Annotated in this window: 13 protein-coding genes and 1 pseudogene; 1 reads left to right on the top strand and 13 read right to left on the bottom strand. The window is 55.2% G+C overall.

Features of this window, described 5'->3' with window-relative positions:
- Window positions 1-172: 172 nt before the first annotated feature.
- From carB to IPZ49_RS23440, 9 genes and pseudogenes are all read right to left on the bottom strand, one after another.
- Window positions 173-3,397 carry a carbamoyl-phosphate synthase large subunit gene (gene carB / locus IPZ49_RS09765; RefSeq protein ID WP_022647013.1) on the bottom strand — a complete coding sequence of 1,075 codons (3,225 nt, stop codon included), beginning with the start codon at window positions 3,395-3,397 and terminating at the stop codon, window positions 173-175.
- 18 nt (window positions 3,398-3,415) lie between these two features.
- Window positions 3,416-4,564, bottom strand: a complete 1,149-nt coding sequence (carA, locus tag IPZ49_RS09760; RefSeq protein ID WP_063146409.1) for a glutamine-hydrolyzing carbamoyl-phosphate synthase small subunit — start codon at window positions 4,562-4,564, stop codon at window positions 3,416-3,418.
- Window positions 4,565-5,018: 454 nt separating this feature from the next.
- Entirely contained in the window at window positions 5,019-5,840 is an 822-nt protein-coding gene (dapB, locus tag IPZ49_RS09755; protein WP_022647011.1) for a 4-hydroxy-tetrahydrodipicolinate reductase, read from the bottom strand.
- 205 nt (window positions 5,841-6,045) lie between these two features.
- Entirely contained in the window at window positions 6,046-6,996 is a 951-nt protein-coding gene (gene ispH / locus IPZ49_RS09750) for a 4-hydroxy-3-methylbut-2-enyl diphosphate reductase (RefSeq protein ID WP_022647010.1), read from the bottom strand.
- 1 nt (window position 6,997) lies between these two features.
- Window positions 6,998-7,447, bottom strand: coding sequence for an FKBP-type peptidyl-prolyl cis-trans isomerase (gene fkpB, locus IPZ49_RS09745; protein ID WP_063146408.1), 450 nt, complete (start codon window positions 7,445-7,447; stop codon window positions 6,998-7,000).
- A 116-nt stretch (window positions 7,448-7,563) separates the two neighbouring features.
- Window positions 7,564-8,064: a signal peptidase II gene (gene lspA / locus IPZ49_RS09740; protein WP_048966494.1), complete on the bottom strand. Its 501-nt coding sequence runs from the start codon at window positions 8,062-8,064 to the stop codon at window positions 7,564-7,566.
- Entirely contained in the window at window positions 8,064-10,880 is a 2,817-nt protein-coding gene (gene ileS, locus IPZ49_RS09735; protein ID WP_063146407.1) for an isoleucine--tRNA ligase, read from the bottom strand. The genes lspA and ileS overlap by 1 nt, the downstream gene beginning before the upstream one ends.
- A 45-nt stretch (window positions 10,881-10,925) precedes the next feature.
- Entirely contained in the window at window positions 10,926-11,852 is a 927-nt protein-coding gene (ribF, locus tag IPZ49_RS09730; RefSeq protein WP_023299293.1) for a bifunctional riboflavin kinase/FAD synthetase, read from the bottom strand.
- Between the two features lie 7 nt (window positions 11,853-11,859).
- Window positions 11,860-12,077, bottom strand: a pseudogene (locus IPZ49_RS23440) (DUF2575 domain-containing protein).
- A gap of 101 nt (window positions 12,078-12,178) precedes the next feature.
- Between IPZ49_RS23440 and rpsT the strand changes: the two are divergent.
- On the top strand, window positions 12,179-12,442 hold the full coding sequence (gene rpsT, locus IPZ49_RS09725) for a 30S ribosomal protein S20 (RefSeq protein ID WP_003856458.1): 264 nt from the start codon (window positions 12,179-12,181) through the stop codon (window positions 12,440-12,442).
- A 58-nt stretch (window positions 12,443-12,500) separates the two neighbouring features.
- Here rpsT and nhaR read toward each other — a convergent pair whose 3' ends face one another.
- From nhaR to dnaK, 4 genes are all read right to left on the bottom strand, one after another.
- Window positions 12,501-13,400 carry a transcriptional activator NhaR gene (gene nhaR, locus IPZ49_RS09720; RefSeq protein WP_003856462.1) on the bottom strand — a complete coding sequence of 300 codons (900 nt, stop codon included), beginning with the start codon at window positions 13,398-13,400 and terminating at the stop codon, window positions 12,501-12,503.
- Between the two features lie 58 nt (window positions 13,401-13,458).
- The gene (gene nhaA / locus IPZ49_RS09715; protein WP_023299292.1) at window positions 13,459-14,634 is read right to left on the bottom strand and encodes a Na+/H+ antiporter NhaA; all 1,176 of its coding nucleotides are present in this window, start codon (window positions 14,632-14,634) and stop codon (window positions 13,459-13,461) included.
- 173 nt (window positions 14,635-14,807) lie between these two features.
- Window positions 14,808-15,953, bottom strand: a complete 1,146-nt coding sequence (gene dnaJ / locus IPZ49_RS09710) for a molecular chaperone DnaJ (RefSeq protein WP_008502040.1) — start codon at window positions 15,951-15,953, stop codon at window positions 14,808-14,810.
- An 87-nt stretch (window positions 15,954-16,040) separates the two neighbouring features.
- Window positions 16,041-17,954, bottom strand: a complete 1,914-nt coding sequence (dnaK, locus tag IPZ49_RS09705) for a molecular chaperone DnaK (protein ID WP_006810169.1) — start codon at window positions 17,952-17,954, stop codon at window positions 16,041-16,043.
- Window positions 17,955-18,007 lie beyond the last annotated feature (53 nt).

Genomic DNA, 18,007 nt, shown 5'->3' with positions numbered 1-18,007 from the left:
CCTGCTCTCAGTTGAATTTTCGTTATCGACCTAACCATTTTAGGCTAACTGACTGAAAGCGGATGAAAAACCAGAAGGTTCTTAAGATGGGTAAAGAAAACCGTAGGGCGGGTAAGCGAAGCGCCACCCGCCACTTGCCCGGCGGCGCTAACGCTTGCCGGGCCTACGCAGATTACTTGCTAATCTGAGCGTGCATTTCCTGCACCGAAATCACCTTCTCGGTGGCATCCGCATTCAGCGCCATGGCCGTCGCGAAACCGCCGTTCAGGGTGGTGTCGTAATGCACTTTATACTGGAGCGCGCTGCGGCGAATCAGCTTGGAGTCTTCAATCGCCTGGCGACCTGCGGTGGTGTTGATGATGTAGGTGTACTCACCATTCTTGATACGGTCCTGAATGTGCGGACGACCTTCATGCACCTTGTTCACCAGACGCGGGTTGATCCCAGCTTCACCCAGCACAATTGCCGTGCCGTGGGTTGCATCCAGCTCGAAGCCCTGTTTAAGCAGCTTGGCGGCCAGGTCAACCACGCGCTCTTTATCGCCTTCGCGAACGGAGAGCAGCGCACGGCCCGATTTTCTCATGGTGGAGCTACTGCCCAGCTGTGCCTTGGCAAACGCTTCTGCGAAGGTGCGGCCCACGCCCATCACTTCCCCGGTAGAGCGCATCTCTGGCCCTAACAGTGGGTCAACGCCCGGGAATTTGTTGAACGGCAGCACCACCTCTTTCACCGAGTAGTACGGCGGGATGATTTCTTTCGTGACTCCCTGCTGAGTCAGCGTCTGGCCAGCCATCACGCGCGCCGCCACTTTCGCCAGCGGAATACCGGTCGCTTTAGAGACGAACGGTACGGTACGTGCCGCACGCGGGTTGACTTCAATCAGATAAACTTCGTTGTCTTTCACTGCGAACTGAACGTTCATCAGGCCGCGAACCTGTAGCTCGAAGGCCAGCTTCTGCACCTGCTGACGCATCACATCCTGAATCTCCTGGCTCAGGGTGTACGCAGGAAGAGAACATGCGGAGTCACCGGAGTGCACGCCAGCCTGCTCGATGTGCTCCATGATGCCGCCAATCAGCACCATTTCGCCGTCGCAGATAGCGTCAACGTCGACTTCAACCGCGTCGTCGAGGAAGCGGTCGAGCAGCACTGGCGCATCGTTGGAAACGCTCACCGCCGTCTGGAAGTAGCGACGCAGGTCGGCTTCGTCATAGACGATTTCCATCGCACGGCCGCCCAGTACGTAGGATGGACGCACCACCAGCGGGTAACCAATCTCTTTCGCTTTCTCAACGGCCATTTCAATCGCGGTCACGGTGGCGTTCGCCGGCTGTTTCAGCTTGAGACGATCAACTGCCTGCTGGAAACGCTCGCGGTCTTCCGCACGGTCAATAGCGTCCGGGCTGGTGCCGATGACCGGCACACCTGCTGCTTCCAGCGCACGCGCCAGCTTCAGCGGAGTCTGGCCGCCATACTGCACGATCACGCCTTTCGGCTTCTCGATGCGCACGATTTCAAGCACGTCTTCCAGCGTAACCGGCTCGAAGTAGAGGCGGTCGGAAGTGTCGTAGTCGGTCGAGACGGTTTCCGGGTTACAGTTGACCATGATGGTCTCGTAACCGTCTTCGCGCAGCGCCAGCGAGGCATGCACGCAGCAGTAGTCGAACTCAATGCCCTGGCCGATACGGTTTGGACCGCCGCCCAGCACCATAATCTTGTCGCGGTCGACGGACGGGTTCGCCTCGCACTCGTCTTCATAGGTGGAGTACATGTACGCGGTATCGGTCGAGAACTCTGCCGCACAGGTATCCACGCGCTTGTAAACCGGGTGCAGGTCATACTGGTCGCGCAGCTTGCGGATCTCCGCTTCACGTACGCCCGCCAGTTTAGCCAGACGCGCATCGGCGAAGCCTTTACGCTTCAGCATGCGCAGGAAGTCTGCGTCAAGGCCGTTGATGCCCAGCTCTGCCACTTTCTCTTCCAGACGCACCAGCTCTTCAATCTGCACCAGGAACCAGCGGTCGATGTTAGTCAGGTTAAATACGCCGTCGACGGAGAGGCCCGCACGGAAGGCATCGGCGATGTACCAGATACGCTCTGCGCCCGCGTCTTTCAGCTCGCGGCGGATTTTGGTCAGTGCTTCCGGGTCGTCCAGGCTGACTTTCGGGTCAAAGCCGGTCGCGCCCACTTCCAGGCCACGCAGCGCTTTTTGCAGGGATTCCTGCTGCGTGCGGCCAATCGCCATGACTTCACCAACGGATTTCATCTGGGTAGTCAGACGGTCGTTCGCGCCGGCGAATTTCTCGAAATTAAAGCGAGGAATTTTGGTCACAACGTAGTCGATGGACGGTTCGAAGGACGCTGGCGTGCGGCCACCGGTGATGTCGTTCATCAGCTCGTCAAGGGTGTAACCCACCGCCAGTTTCGCCGCCACTTTCGCAATCGGGAAGCCGGTGGCTTTGGAGGCCAGCGCGGAGGAACGGGACACGCGCGGGTTCATTTCGATAACAATCAGACGGCCGGTTTTCGGGTTCACCGAGAACTGCACGTTCGAGCCGCCGGTTTCCACGCCGATTTCACGCAGTACCGCCATCGAGGCGTTACGCATGATTTGGTACTCTTTGTCGGTCAGCGTCTGAGCTGGCGCAACGGTGATGGAGTCGCCGGTGTGGATCCCCATCGCGTCGAAGTTTTCGATGGAGCAAACGATGATGCAGTTGTCGTTTTTATCACGCACCACTTCCATCTCGTACTCTTTCCAGCCAATCAGCGATTCATCAATCAGCAGCTCTTTAGTTGGGGAGAGATCCAGACCGCGTTCGCAAATCTCTTCGAACTCTTCGCGGTTGTAGGCGATACCGCCGCCGGTGCCGCCCATGGTGAATGATGGACGGATGATGCACGGATAGCCCACGTCAGCCGCGACGGCCAGCGCTTCTTCCATGTTGTGTGCGATACCGGAACGCGCGGTGTCGAGGCCAATTTTTTTCATTGCCACGTCGAAGCGACGACGGTCTTCTGCTTTATCAATCGCGTCGGCGGTTGCCCCAATCATGGTCACGCCGAACTCTTCCAGCACACCCTGACGCTCCAGCTCCAGCGCGCAGTTCAGCGCCGTCTGGCCGCCCATGGTTGGCAGCACCGCGTCCGGACGCTCTTTCTCAATAATTTTGCGTACCACTTCCCAGTGAATTGGCTCGATGTAGGTCGCATCTGCCATTTCCGGGTCGGTCATGATGGTGGCCGGGTTAGAGTTGACCAGGATGACGCGGTAACCCTCTTCGCGCAGGGCTTTACACGCCTGCGCGCCGGAGTAGTCAAATTCACAGGCCTGGCCGATCACGATCGGGCCAGCGCCAAGGATCAGGATGCTTTTTATGTCTGTACGTTTTGGCATGGTCTTCTCAGCTCCTGATTATTTAGCAGTCTTACGGTATTGCTCGATAAGTTCGATGAAGTGATCGAACAGCGGCGCGGCATCGTGTGGGCCCGGGCTGGCTTCAGGGTGGCCCTGGAAGCTGAACGCAGGCTTATCGGTGCGATGGATACCCTGCAAGGTACCATCGAACAGTGACTTATGCGTCACGCGCAGGTTAGCTGGCATCGTCGCTTCATCCACAGCGAAGCCGTGGTTCTGCGCGGTGATCATTACCGTGTTGTTGTCGATATCTTTCACCGGGTGGTTACCACCATGGTGGCCGAACTTCATCTTGACGGTGTTCGCTCCGCTCGCCAGCGCCAGCAGCTGATGGCCGAGACAGATGCCGAATACCGGGATATCGGTTTCAAGGAAGGACTTAATGGCGTCGATAGCGTAGTCGCACGGCGCCGGGTCGCCAGGACCGTTAGAGAGGAAGATGCCGTCCGGGTTCATCTTCAGAACATCTTCCGCAGACGTTTGTGCCGGGACGACCGTCAGGCGGCAGCCACGGTCAACCAGCATACGCAGGATGTTGCGCTTGGCACCAAAATCGTAGGCCACCACGTGGAACGGCAGCTCGCTTTCCGGTTTCGCTTCCGGCAGGTCGCCTTTCAGCGTCCAGCTTCCCTGCGTCCAGCTGTAGGCTTCTGTGGTAGTCACTTCTTTCGCCAGGTCCATACCGTTCAGGCCCGGGAAGGCTTTCGCTTTTTCCAGCGCCAGCGCCGCATCGAGGTTGTCCCCTGCGATGATGCAGCCATTTTGTGCACCCTTCTCGCGCAGCAGACGCGTCAGCTTACGGGTATCGATATCGGCAATCGCCACAATGTTATGGCGCTTCAGGTAAGAAGAGAGGTCTTCGGTGTTGCGGAAGTTGCTGGCAATCAGCGGCAGGTCGCGAATGACCAGGCCTTGCGCATGTACCTGAGAGGATTCTTCGTCAGCCGCATTGGTGCCGACATTGCCGATATGAGGATAAGTAAGAGTAACGATTTGGCGAGAATAGGAAGGATCAGTGAGGATTTCTTGATAACCGGTCATTGAAGTATTGAAAACGACTTCCCCAACCGCCGAACCCGTTGCCCCTATGGCCCGACCGATAAACTGGGTTCCGTCTTCCAGAACCAATAGCGCTGACTTAATCAAAACACCCTCCAGAGAATATTCACTCACTTTATTTGCATATTAATTCATAACCATGTCATGGATCAATGCAAATGTGTTGCCAGCGGATTTTTGGCAAACGGCGGCATTCTGGGGATTTGCCATGTAAAAGTCAACTTAAAACGGGGATTTTGTTTATTCTTTTGCAGGCCTGATGGCTTGATTTCAAATTAAGCGGCAAAAAGATCAACTAAATTACTGTGGAAACCGCTTGCGCAGGCAGTTTAAAAGAAACAATCGTCTTGCGGGAATAAAAAGTGGACCAGATGGTCAAAATTTACAGTACAGCAACATAAAATAGCATGAAAACACTTACTTTAAATGAGTTAATTGCAATAATCCTTTGAAATAGACAAAATAAAAGGGCAATAAAATATTGCCCTATGCAATCAAATAGTTACGACTGCAATAACCACATCACGATGGGTAATAAAGCTTACAAATTGTTGAGTTCGAGCACATCTCGCATATCAAAAAGACCATTTGGCTTACCTTTTAGCCACAGTGCGGAGCGTACCGCCCCGTTTGCAAACGTCATGCGGCTGGATGCTTTATGTGTGATTTCGACCCTTTCACCAATATCGGCGAACATAGCGGTATGTTCGCCGACGATATCACCCGCGCGAACGGTGGCAAAACCAATGGTGCCAGGCACGCGCTCGCCAGTGTGACCTTCGCGAGAATAGACCGCGATGTCTTTCAAATCTTTATCCATTGCATAAGCAATCGCTTCGCCCATCGCCAGCGCCGTGCCAGATGGGGCATCGACTTTATGGCGGTGGTGCGCTTCAATAATCTCAATGTCGGTATAGTCGCCCATCACCTTCGCTGCCTTTTCCAGCAGTTTCAGCATAACGTTAACGCCTACGCTAAAGTTCGCGGCGAAGACAATTGCAATGTCGGCGGCTGCTTCCTGAATGGCCTGTTTACCGGCATCATCGAAACCGGTGGTGCCAATCACCATCCCTTTACCGTGCTGGCGGCAAAACGCCAGGTGAGTCAAAGTGCCTTCCGGACGGGTAAAGTCGATGAACACGTCAAAGTCTTCTTTCACCGCCTCCAGGTTGCTCTGCACGGTAACGCCTGTCTTGCCCGCGCCTGCCAGCTCGCCCGCATCGGAGCCCAGCAGGGATGAACCTTCACGCTCCAGCGCCGCGCCAAGTGCCACGCCATCCATCTGTAGTGCCGCCTGAATCAGCTGGCGACCCATACGTCCACCCGCGCCCGCAATGGCGACACGGATCTGTGCATCATGCATAGTTATTCTCTTACGTTAAAATGATGTAAACCGTTTTCAGATTAACCAGCCTTCGCTAAGGCTGCCAACTGAAAACACCAATAATTAGAATTTAACGTGAAACCGACTCAGATATCAGTAAAAGACATGATTTTGTCGTCACGATAAGATACGAAGCAAAAAAAAGGCCAGCACAGAAGGTGCTGGCCTTTCATCAGAAAAGAAATTATTCCACTTCGCGGGCGTCGATTCGCAGCTCTTTCGGCACTTCAAAGACAATGTTCTCTTCACGGCCTTCCAGCGGCACCGCTTCGCCACCACCCAGCTCTTGCAGGCGGGCAATGACGTTTTGCACCAGAATATCCGGCGCTGAAGCACCTGCGGTAACACCGACGCAGGCCGCGTTTTTCACCCACGCTTCCTGAATGTCCGTTGCGTCGTCGATCAGAAACGCCGCTTTCCCCATACGCTGCGCCAGTTCGGCCAGACGGTTAGAGTTAGAGGAGTTTTTTGAACCGACCACCAGCACCACGTCCGCCTGTTCAGCCAACGCGCGCACGGCTTCCTGACGGTTGGTGGTTGCGTAGCAGATATCATCTTTGCGCGGCCCGACGATTTTTGGGAAGCGCTGGCGCAGGGCGTCAATCACGTCTGAGGTGTCGTCCACGGAAAGCGTCGTCTGGGTCATAAACGACAGACGCGCTTCGTTTTTCACATTCAGCGTAAAAACGTCTTCCGGCGACTCAACCAGATACATGCCCCCTTCCGGGTTGCTGTACTGACCCATGGTGCCTTCAACTTCCGGGTGACCGGCATGGCCAATCAGAATCGACTCTTCACCACGACGGCTTGCACGCGCCACTTCCATATGCACCTTGGTCACTAACGGACAGGTGGCATCGAATACGGTCAGATCGCGGCTTTTGGCTTCGTTACGTACGGCCTGGGATACGCCGTGCGCGGAGAAGATGAGGATTGCGCCGTCCGGCACTTCGCTGATCTGCTCGATAAAAATCGCACCGCGCTCGCGCAGGCTGTCGACCACGTAGCGGTTGTGCACCACTTCGTGACGCACGTAAATCGGCGCGCCGTAAATCTCCAGCGCATTTTCAACAATGCTGATAGCGCGGTCTACACCGGCGCAAAAACCGCGCGGGTTAGCCAACAGGATCTGCATTTCAGTCCTCCAGCGCCGGATCGATCTCCAGCACTTCTACATCAAAATGAACGGTACGCCCGGCAAGCGGATGGTTGAAGTCAACGGTGATGGAATCCCCGTTGATTTCGCGGATCACGCCAGGCATTTCGCTGCCGTCCATAGCGGTAAAGAGCATAATCGCCCCGATCTCCGGTTCACCCGCATCCATAAACTCACGGCGCGAGAAGTACTGAATCAGATCCGGGCTTGGCACACCGAATGCCGCATCCGGCTCCAGTGAGAACGCTTTTTTCTCACCCTCTTTCAGCCCGAGAATCTGTTGTTCGAGGCCTTCAGACAGGGAGGTGTCGCCCAGACGAAACAGCGCCGGTTTGCCATTGTTGCGGGTGGACTCGGCCGTGGAGCCGTCATCCAGCTTCAGCGTGAAATGAACGAGAACCGCGCTGTTGCTCTGTACGGATTTAGACATGCAAATTGCTCGCTTGTTTTGGGTCACCTGTTGCCCGGTGGCGCTACGCTTACCGGGCCTACGGGGGCCACAAATTCTGTAGGCCGGGATCGCTACGCGTCACCCGGCTGGTTTTGTTACACCTGCGCTTTCGCGGCCGGTTTAGGCAAGAAGCCTTCCAGCACGATTAACGCTGCACCAACGCATATTGCGCTATCGGCGAGGTTAAAGGTCGCAAAGTGCCAGTCGCCGACGTAGAAGTCGATCATATCGACTACAAAGCCGTGCCACAGGCGGTCAAACAGGTTACCCAGTGCGCCACCAATGATCAGCGCGTAGGCGATGTTATTCAGCTTTTGCGTGGCCTTCGAGCGGTACATCAGCACCGCGAGCACGACGCAGATACCCATTGCGATACCTGCGAAGAACCAACGCTGCCAGCCACCGCTGTCGGCAAGGAAACTAAACGCCGCGCCGTAGTTGCGGGCGTAGTGCAGGTTAAGCGACGGGAACAGCGGGACCGTATCCCCCAGAGCGAAATTCTGGAGGATCAGGAACTTGCTGCCCAAATCAATAATCAGCACCACTACCACCAGCCACAGCCAGCGCAGTCCTGTTGAACAGAGAGTTTTACTCATCAGGCAAACTTACGTTTTTCGCCGTCGCCGGCGACGTTGCTTACACAGCGTCCGCAGATGTCTGCGTGTTCCGCCACCTGGCCGACATCGGTAGTGTAATGCCAGCAACGCGGGCATTTTTCACCATCGGCTTTGCTCAGTGCGACCTTCAGTCCTTTGAGCAGTTCGCTCTGCTGAGCATCAGCAGATGCCTCGGCATAATCCGCAACTTTCGCACCGGAGGTCAACAGGACAAATCGTAATTCATCGCCCAGCGCGGTCAGCTTCGCGGCCAGCTCAGGCTCTGCGTACAGGGTCACCGTCGCTTCCAGAGAGCCACCGACTTTCTTGTCAGCGCGCGCCTGCTCGATAACCTTGTTCACTTCGCCACGGACTTTCAGCAGCTCGTGCCAGTAGGCGTCGTTCATTGCTTCAGTGCTGGAGAGGTCGAACAGACCTTCGTACCACTCGCCGGTGAAGACATACTTCTCACGGTCGCCCGGCAGGTAACCCCAGATTTCATCTGCGGTGAAGGACATGATCGGCGCCATCCAGCGTACCAGCGCCTCTGCGATGTGGAACAGCGCGGTCTGGCAGCTACGACGCGCCACGCTGTCCGCTTTCGCGGTGTACTGGCGGTCTTTGATGATGTCGAGATAGAACGACCCCATCTCAATGGAGCAGAAGCGCATCAGGCGCTGCACCACTTCGTGGAAGTCGTAAGACTCATAGGCTTTCAGAATATCTTCCTGTGCCGCTTTCGCGCAGCCTACCGCCCAGCGATCGAGCACCACCATCTCTTCCGGCTTCACCATGTCTTTTACCGGATCAAACCCGTTCAGGTTCGCCAGCAGGAAGCGCGCAGTGTTACGGATACGACGATAGCTGTCAGCAGCACGTTTCAGGATCTCGTCAGACACCGCCATTTCGCCCGTGTAGTCGGTGGATGCCACCCACAGGCGTAGAATATCCGCGCCCAGCTTGTTCATCACGTCCTGCGGAGAAACGGTGTTACCGATGGATTTGGACATCTTACGGCCCTGACCATCCACGGTGAAGCCGTGGGTCAGTACCTGGCGGTAAGGTGCTTTGCCCTTCATGGCGGTGGAGATCATCAGGGATGACATGAACCAGCCGCGGTGTTGGTCGGAGCCTTCCAGATACATGTCGGCAGCGTGACCGGCGAACTCAGGGCGCACGTCAACCACGGAGGAGTGGGTAGACCCGGAGTCGAACCACACGTCCAGGGTATCCGGCACTTTCTCGTAGTTGTCCGCGTCAGCGCCCAGGATGTCACGGGAATCGAGATCCCACCACGCCTGAATGCCGTCAACTTCAACGCGCTTCGCCACCTCTTCCATCAGTTCCAGGGTGTTCGGGTGCAGTTCCTGCGTCTCTTTATGCACGAACAGCGACATCGGCACGCCCCAGGTGCGCTGACGGGAGATACACCAGTCAGGACGGTTAGCCACCATGGATTCGATACGCGCCTGGCCCCAGTCCGGGATCCACTGCACGCCTTTGATCTCTTTCAGAGACTGCTCGCGCAGGCCTTTCTGGTCCATGCTGACGAACCACTGCGGGGTCGCACGGAAGATAATCGGGGTCTTATGGCGCCAGCAGCACGGATAGCTGTGCTGCATTTTCTCAACGTGCAGCAGCGCGCCGCTGGTGCGAAGCATGTCAACGATGATGTCGTTGGCTTTAAAGACGTTGATACCGTCCAGCGCCGGGTAGGTGCCAGGCAGGTAAGAGCCATCCGGACCGACCGGGTTGGCGATTTCCAGACCGTATTTCAGGCTGATGTTGTAGTCGTCAGGACCGTGGCCGCCGGCGGTATGCACCGCACCGGTACCCGCGTCCAGCGTGACGTGGTCGCCCAGGATCGCCGGAACGTCGAAGTCCAGGAACGGGTGTTTGAAGCGCATCAGCTCCAGCGCGTCGCCTTTTACGGTACCCAGCACGCTGTAATCAGTGATGTTCGCGCGTTTAAGCACGCTTTCAACCAGATCTTTTGCCAGGATAACCGCGCGACCATCAATTTGTACCAGCGCGTACTCAAACTCACCGGACAGGGAAATGGCACGGTTGGCTGGTAACGTCCACGGGGTGGTGGTCCAGATAACCAGCGAGACTGGACCGCTTACGCCTGGCAGGCCAAATTTAGCTTTGATCGCATCCTGATCGACCGCTTCGAACGCCACGTCGATAGAAGGCGAGGTTTTGTCGTAATACTCTACTTCCGCTTCTGCCAGCGCAGAACGGCAGTCCACGCACCAGTGCACCGGCTTAGCGCCTTTATGCAGGTGACCGTTGCCGATGATTTTACCCAGCGCACGGATAATGTTGGCTTCGGTTTTGAAGTCCATGGTCAGGTACGGGTGCGACCAGTCGCCCAGCACGCCCAGACGGATGAAGTCAGCGCGCTGACCGTCTACCTGGGTGGCAGCGTATTCGCGGCATTTCGCGCGGAACTCTGCGGCGGTGAACTTCTCACCCGGCTTACCGTACTCTTGCTCCACTTTCAGCTCGATTGGCAGACCATGGCAGTCCCAGCCCGGAACATAAGGCGAGTCATATCCCGCGAGTCCTTTGGACTTCACGATAATGTCTTTCAGAATCTTGTTTACAGAGTGACCAATATGAATGCTGCCATTCGCATAGGGAGGGCCATCATGCAGAATGAAGGTTTTTTTGCCTTTTTTGGCTGCACGAATGATGCCGTACAGGTCATCATCAGTCCAACGCGCCAGCATTCCCGGTTCGCGCTTGGCGAGATCGCCGCGCATCGGGAACCCTGTTTCCGGCAAATTCAGGGTTGATTTATAGTCACTCATCAGATTCTCGGTTCCGTATTTATCACGTAGGCAGTTAAGCCGGTTCTAAAGCCCAAAAAACTCGCGGGCCGTTAATTCATCTCGCGCGATTTGCGCCTTAAGTTCATCCAGCGAAGCGAATCGCTGTTCATTGCGTATTTTTTTACGCAGTATCACATCTATATGGCGACCGTAGAGGTCCATTACAACGTCCAGCAGGTGTACTTCTAACTGTTGACGCACACCGGAAACCGTTGGACGTGTACCAATGTTGGCAACACCGTAAAAAGGCTTCTCACCCAGTCCTGCCACTTCCACCGCATAGACCCCTTTAACCGGGGAGACCTGACGACGCAGCGGTATATTCGCCGTCGGAAAACCTATCGTGCGGCCCAGCGCATCGCCATGGACCACACGACCTGAAATTGTGAACGGATGACCCAGCAGCGTTTCTGCCGTGTCCAGTTCATCGTTCGCCAGCGCCTGACGTACCGCCGTGCTGCTGACGCGCACCCCGCCCTCACAGAAGGTCATCGTACTGGTGACGTCAAACCCGTACTCCAGGCCAGCCTTCTGTAATAACAAGAAATCGCCCTGACGACCAGCGCCAAAGCGGAAATCATCGCCCACGGCGAGAAACTGCACGCCAAGCTGCCTGACCAACAGATCGCTGACAAAGTTTTGTGCGGTCAGCGCGGCAAACCGACGGTCGAAGCGTACGCACAGGACGTAGTCCACGCCGGACTCCGCCAGGTAGCGTAACTTCTCACGCAGACGCGTCAGCCGCGCGGGGGATTTCTCGCCGGCAAACAGCTCCAGCGGCTGCGGTTCGAAAATCATCACCACAACGGGCAGGCCACGCGCCTCCCCTTCTTTACGCAATCCCTGCAACAGCGCCTGATGCCCACGATGCACGCCGTCAAAATTACCAATGGTCAGCACGCACCCGTGCGGGGCTTGACTGAGATTATGTATGCCGCGTATCAGCTTCATGACTGGCTCAAAACAGTGAAAATCGCCAAAGTATACCTTGTACGGCGGTTAAGGTTAACCGGCGATTGTTCACGCGAAACAGAAAGCCGTATGATTTCATCAGGCTGACCTTTCACAGCAAAAAAATCTGCCCGAGAACTGCGATTTTTATGCCGAAAGGCTGTATTCACGAAAGACAAGCTGGTAGAATCCTGCGCCATCACTACGTAACGTAGCGTCGCTCATTAACGGCGCTTATTTGCACAAATCCATTGACAAAAGAAGGCAAAGAGGGCATATTCCTCGGCCTTTGAATTGTCCACATAGAACATATTTGGGAGTTGGACTTGGCTAATATCAAATCAGCTAAGAAACGTGCCGTTCAGTCTGAAAAGGCTCGTAAGCACAACGCAAGCCGTCGCTCTATGATGCGTACTTTCATCAAGAAAGTATACGCAGCAATCGAAGCAGGCGACAAAGCTGCAGCGCAGAACGCATTTAACGAAATGCAACCAATCGTGGATCGTCAGGCTGCTAAAGGTCTGATCCACAAAAACAAAGCAGCGCGTCATAAAGCAAACCTGACCGCGCAGATCAACAAACTGGCTTAATCGCTACTTGTTGTTGCTTGTTTGAAAGAACCCGCTTAACGCGGGTTTTTTTATGTCTTCAGATTGCCGGCGGCGTAAACAGCGCCGAGTAGTCGCGGTTGCAGATTCGCTGCACCGCCGGGTGCTGAATCATCCTTTCGGCGAATATGGCGTGATACTCTTCCATCACGTTATCCACCCTGCCAATCTCGGTAATCTTGTCGTCTGAATAGAGATCGTGCGCGTACAGCGTCGGGGCAACGAAGATAGCGTTGTGCGCCTCGCCAAAAGCCTTCATCAAAGCCGCATCGTCGAACTCACCGAGGATCTCCACGTTCAGCCCCTGCGAGTTAAACCAGTTCAGCAGCTTACGTCCGAGCATAGACCTCCTACCCGGCACCAGCAGGCGGCGCTCTTCCAGGCAAGCAGGAAACGGTTTTTCCGGCGGCGGATTAATGCACCAGAAACTGACGCCGCATTCGCCAATTTTCACCGAGAACAAGCCTTCCTGCTGCGTGGAGTCGATTGGGCAATCCGAAATGATCATATCCAGCTTATGCTGGCTCAGCTGTTCCAGCAGCATCTCGTGAGTGGACTCAAAGCAGCGTAAATGAATCTGTTCATCTTCCACCACCGCCGCATCCAGCACACCGCTTACCAGCCGTTTGGACAACGCATCCGCCACGCCCACGTCAAAGAGCAGGTTCGACTCTTTGCGATAGTTAACGATATCCAGCATCTCCTGGCTCAGGGTGAACATCTTGTCCGCATAGCGGAACACCAGTTCGCCCAGCTCGCTCGGCTCAATGCCACGTCCTTTCCGCTTAAAAAGCTTGCCCTGTAAGCGCTCTTCCAGGGCTTTGATTTGCCCGGTAATAGTTTGTGGTGTCAGGTAGAGCGCCTCTGCCGCTCCCACGACCGAGCCCTGCTTGTAGACATGCCAGAAGTAATAGAGATGGTTATAGTTCAAATGAGACATCACGTTTTCACTCCCTGATAGTTTATCGGGAGAAGGCTTCCCTTCTCCCGGTTTCCTGTTATGCCTGGGCAGCCTGTCCGGACAACTTCACCTTCAACAAGGTATAACCAATAACCGCGGCCAGTAACGACCCGATAAGAATGCCGAGTTTCGCCCAGACGATAAGCTCAGGCGCGCTGGTGCCAAACGCCAGCGTCGAGATAAAGATCGACATGGTGAATCCAATACCGCACAGCACGCCGATGGCCATAATCTGACTAAAGGTGGTTCCGTTTGGCAATGACGCCAGCTTCAGCTTCAGCGCCAGCCAGCAGAACAGGCTGATACCCAGCGGCTTACCGATAAACAAACCGGCGATGATACCCAGCGGCAGCACAGAGGTGAGTCCGTCCAGGGTAACACCGGCCAGGGAAACACCCGCGTTGGCAAATGCAAACAGCGGCAGGATCATAAAGCCCACCCACGGATGAAGCACATGCTCCAGCTGTCTGGCAGGCGATTTGCCGTCCTGCTCCTTCAGCGGAATAAAGAAGCCAACGATGACGCCCGCCAGCGTGGCATGCACGCCAGACTTCAGCACCGCCGTCCACAGCACCATCCCCACCAGAATATAAATACCCGTGCGTCGGACGTTGAAGACGTTCAGCAACGCCAGCACCGCAATAGCCACGGCCGCCACGCTCAGCGACAGAACCGACAGATCGCTGGTGTAGAACAGCGCGATAATCACGATAGCGCCCAGGTCATCGATAATCGCCAGCGCCATCAGGAAAATTTTCAGTGCTACCGGGACGCGGCTACCGAGCAAGGCTAAGACCCCGAGCGCAAACGCGATATCCGTTGCGGCCGGGATCGCCCAGCCGTCACGCGCAACCGGATCCTGCCACGCAAACGCGAGAAAGAGCAACGCGGGAACGATCATCCCGCCAATCGCCGCGATCACCGGAAACGCCGCGCGCTGACGGCTGGCAAGAGAACCGATCACCAGCTCACGTTTGACCTCCAGGCCTACCAGCAGGAAGAACACCGCCATCAGCGCATCGTTGATCCACAGCAGCATGTTCTTGTTAATTTCCAGCGCCCCGACCTTCAGCTCGACGGGGGTTTCCAGAAATGCGTGATAGAGATCGCGCGTCATACCCATATTGGCGAGCAGCATGGCGGCTGCAGCAGCAATAATCAGGATGACGCCGCCGGATGCCTCACTGCTAAAGAAACGGTGTAGTAATTTCACGTTTAAACTCTCTTTTACAACAATACCTCGGTAAAACCATAATATCAGCGCAAACAGATCGGTAAAAACAGATTAATATTGGTTATAGATTCAGTTTAACCGAGGAATAACGCTATAAAGCAAAAAGCCCGGAATCGCTTCCGGGCTTTAAAGGATAGTAACCAGCTGGCAGGTTAGCGGGTTAAATCGTCGAAGAATTTTTTGACGCCATCGAAGAAGCTTTTGGAGCGCGGGCTGTTTTTCTCACCCGTCGGGCCGCCAAAGCTTTCCTGCAGCTCCTTCAGCAACTGTTTCTGCTTGTCGTTCAGGCCGACCGGCGTTTCAACGACCACGCGGCATAACAGGTCACCCTGCGCGCCACCGCGAACGGATTTAACGCCTTTGCCGCGCATGCGGAACAGCTTCCCGGTCTGGGTTTCGCCAGGGATTTTCAGGTTAACGCGACCGTCCAGCGTCGGCACTTCGATTTCGCCGCCCAGCGCCGCCATCGCAAAGTTGATCGGCACTTCACAGTACAGGTTGTTACCTTCACGCTCGAAGATGGCGTGCTGTTTAACCTGAACCTGAACGTACAGATCCCCTGCCGGTGCGCCGTGCTCGCCAGCTTCACCCTCACCTGCCAGACGGATGCGGTCGCCCGTATCCACGCCTGCCGGGATCTTAACGGACAGCGTTTTGGTTTTCTCCACACGACCGTGACCGTGGCATTTGGTGCACGGATCTTTAATCAGCGTACCGCGACCATGACAATGCGGACAGGCCTGCTGCACCGCGAAGAAGCCCTGGCGCATCTGCACCTGACCGGAACCGTGACAGGTTGGACAGGTCTGTGGCTGAGTCCCCGCTTTCGCGCCGCTGCCGTGGCAAACGTCACACTCTTCCAGCGTCGGGATACGGATCTCTTTGGTTACGCCACGAACCGCTTCTTCCAGCGTCAGGTCCATGTTATAGCGCAGATCTGCGCCGCGCGCCGCGCGCTGACGACCACGACCGCCGCCGAAGATATCGCCAAATACATCGCCAAAGATGTCGCTGAAATCAGCGCCGCCGCCGAAGCCGCCACCACCAAATCCACCGCCGCCCATGCCGCCCTGTTCAAAGGCCGCGTGACCATACTGGTCATAAGCCGCACGTTTTTGTGCATCGGTCAGGACTTCGTAGGCTTCTTTAATCTCTTTAAATTTGGCTTCAGCCTCTTTGTCACCCTGATTACGGTCAGGGTGGAATTTCATGGCCAGGCGCTTATATGCCTTTTTGATTTCACGCTCTTCCGCAGTTTTCGGAACGCCTAAAATCTCGTAATAGTCTTGCTTTGCCATTGGTTTTTTTAAGCCCCTTAACATGCGAGCACGGGCGTGGAGAATACTCCTACGCCCGTGCCGATTAATTACCCTGCATCAGGGCGATTATTTTTTATCTTTCACTTCTTCGAACTCAGCGTCGACAACATCGTCGTCTTTCGCGTTGTTCTGGGAAGCATCAGCGCCCGCCTGCTGCTGTGCGTGCTGCTGCTGAGCGATTTCCATGAGCTTCTGAGAAACCTGTGCCAGCTCCTGCATCTTCGCTTCAATGTCCGCTTTGTCTTCGCCTTTCAGAGACGTTTCCAGCGCGCTCAGTGCAGTTTCGATCGCAGTTTTGTCTTCCGCTGGCAGTTTATCGCCCGCTTCTTCAACCTGCTTACGGGTGCTGTGCAGCAGATGGTCACCCTGGTTACGGGTCTGAACCAGCTCTTCGAACTTACGGTCGGATTCCGCGTTAGCTTCGGCATCACGAACCATTTTTTCGATTTCCGCTTCGTTCAGGCCAGAAGATGCCTTGATGGTGATCTTCTGCTCTTTACCGCTGTTTTTGTCTTTCGCAGACACGTGCAGGATACCGTCAGCATCGATGTCGAAGGTGACTTCGATCTGTGGCATGCCGCGTGGTGCCGGGTTAATACCGTCCAGGTTGAACTGACCCAGAGATTTGTTATCCGCCGCACGCTTACGCTCACCCTGAATCACATGGATGGTTACCGCAGACTGGTTGTCTTCAGCGGTGGAGAACACCTGGCTGTGTTTCGTCGGGATAGTAGTGTTTTTGTTGATGAGCGGAGTCATCACGCCACCCATGGTTTCGATACCCAGTGACAGCGGAGTAACATCCAGCAGCAGTACGTCTTTCACTTCACCCGTCAGAACACCACCCTGAACCGCAGCACCGATAGCAACCGCTTCGTCCGGGTTCACGTCTTTACGTGGCTCTTTACCAAAGAATTCAGCAACTTTCTTCTGAACCATTGGCATACGAGTCTGACCACCTACCAGGATAACGTCCTGAATATCAGACACGGACAGGCCAGCGTCCTGCAATGCAACTTTCAGTGGCTCGATAGAACGGTTCACCAGGTCTTCTACCAGGCTTTCCAGTTTCGCACGGGTCACTTTGATGTTCATGTGTTTTGGACCGGTCGCGTCTGCGGTGATGTACGGCAGGTTCACGTCGGTCTGCTGAGCGGAAGACAGCTCGATCTTCGCTTTCTCAGCGGCTTCTTTCAGGCGCTGCATGGCCAGCGGGTCGTTACGCAGGTCAATGCCCTGATCTTTCTTAAACTCGTCAACGAGGTAGTTGATCAGACGGGTATCGAAGTCTTCACCACCCAGGTGGGTATCACCATTGGTTGCCAGAACTTCGAAGGTTTTTTCGCCGTCAACGTCGTCGATTTCGATAATAGAGATATCGAAGGTACCACCACCCAGGTCGTAAACCGCGATAGTACGGTTGCCAACTTCTTTATCCAGACCGTAAGCCAGCGCAGCTGCGGTTGGTTCGTTGATGATACGTTTTACTTCCAGACCTGCGATACGGCCAGCATCTTTGGTTGCCTGACGCTGAGCATCGTTGAAGTAAGCAGGTACGGTGATAACAGCTTCAGTTACCGGTTCACCCAGGTAATCTTCCGCGGTTTTCTTCATTTTCTTCAGCACTTCAGCAGAGATCTGCGGAGGTGCAGTTTTGGTGCCTTTCACATCAAGCCATGCATCGCCGTTATCGGCTGCGATGATTTTGTAAGGCATGATGGAAACGTCACGCTGAACTTCTTCGTCCTGGAAGCGGCGGCCAATCAGGCGTTTGATTGCAAACAGGGTGTTTTGCGGGTTTGTCACTGCCTGACGTTTAGCCGGCTGACCAACCAGAGTTTCACCATCCTGGGTATAAGCAATGATAGAAGGCGTGGTGCGATCGCCCTCGGCGTTCTCCAGCACACGTGCAGTAGTGCCATCCATAATCGCTACACAAGAGTTGGTAGTACCCAGGTCGATACCAATAATTTTACCCATCTAAACGTCTCCACTAAAAATTCAGTCAACATGTGGTTGTGTACCTGTAATAA

Origin of the sequence: Enterobacter cloacae complex sp. S2, from assembly GCF_015159675.1 — a bacterium.
GTDB lineage: Bacteria > Pseudomonadota > Gammaproteobacteria > Enterobacterales > Enterobacteriaceae > Enterobacter > Enterobacter intestinihominis.
This window is presented reverse-complemented; position numbering and strand designations above follow the sequence as displayed.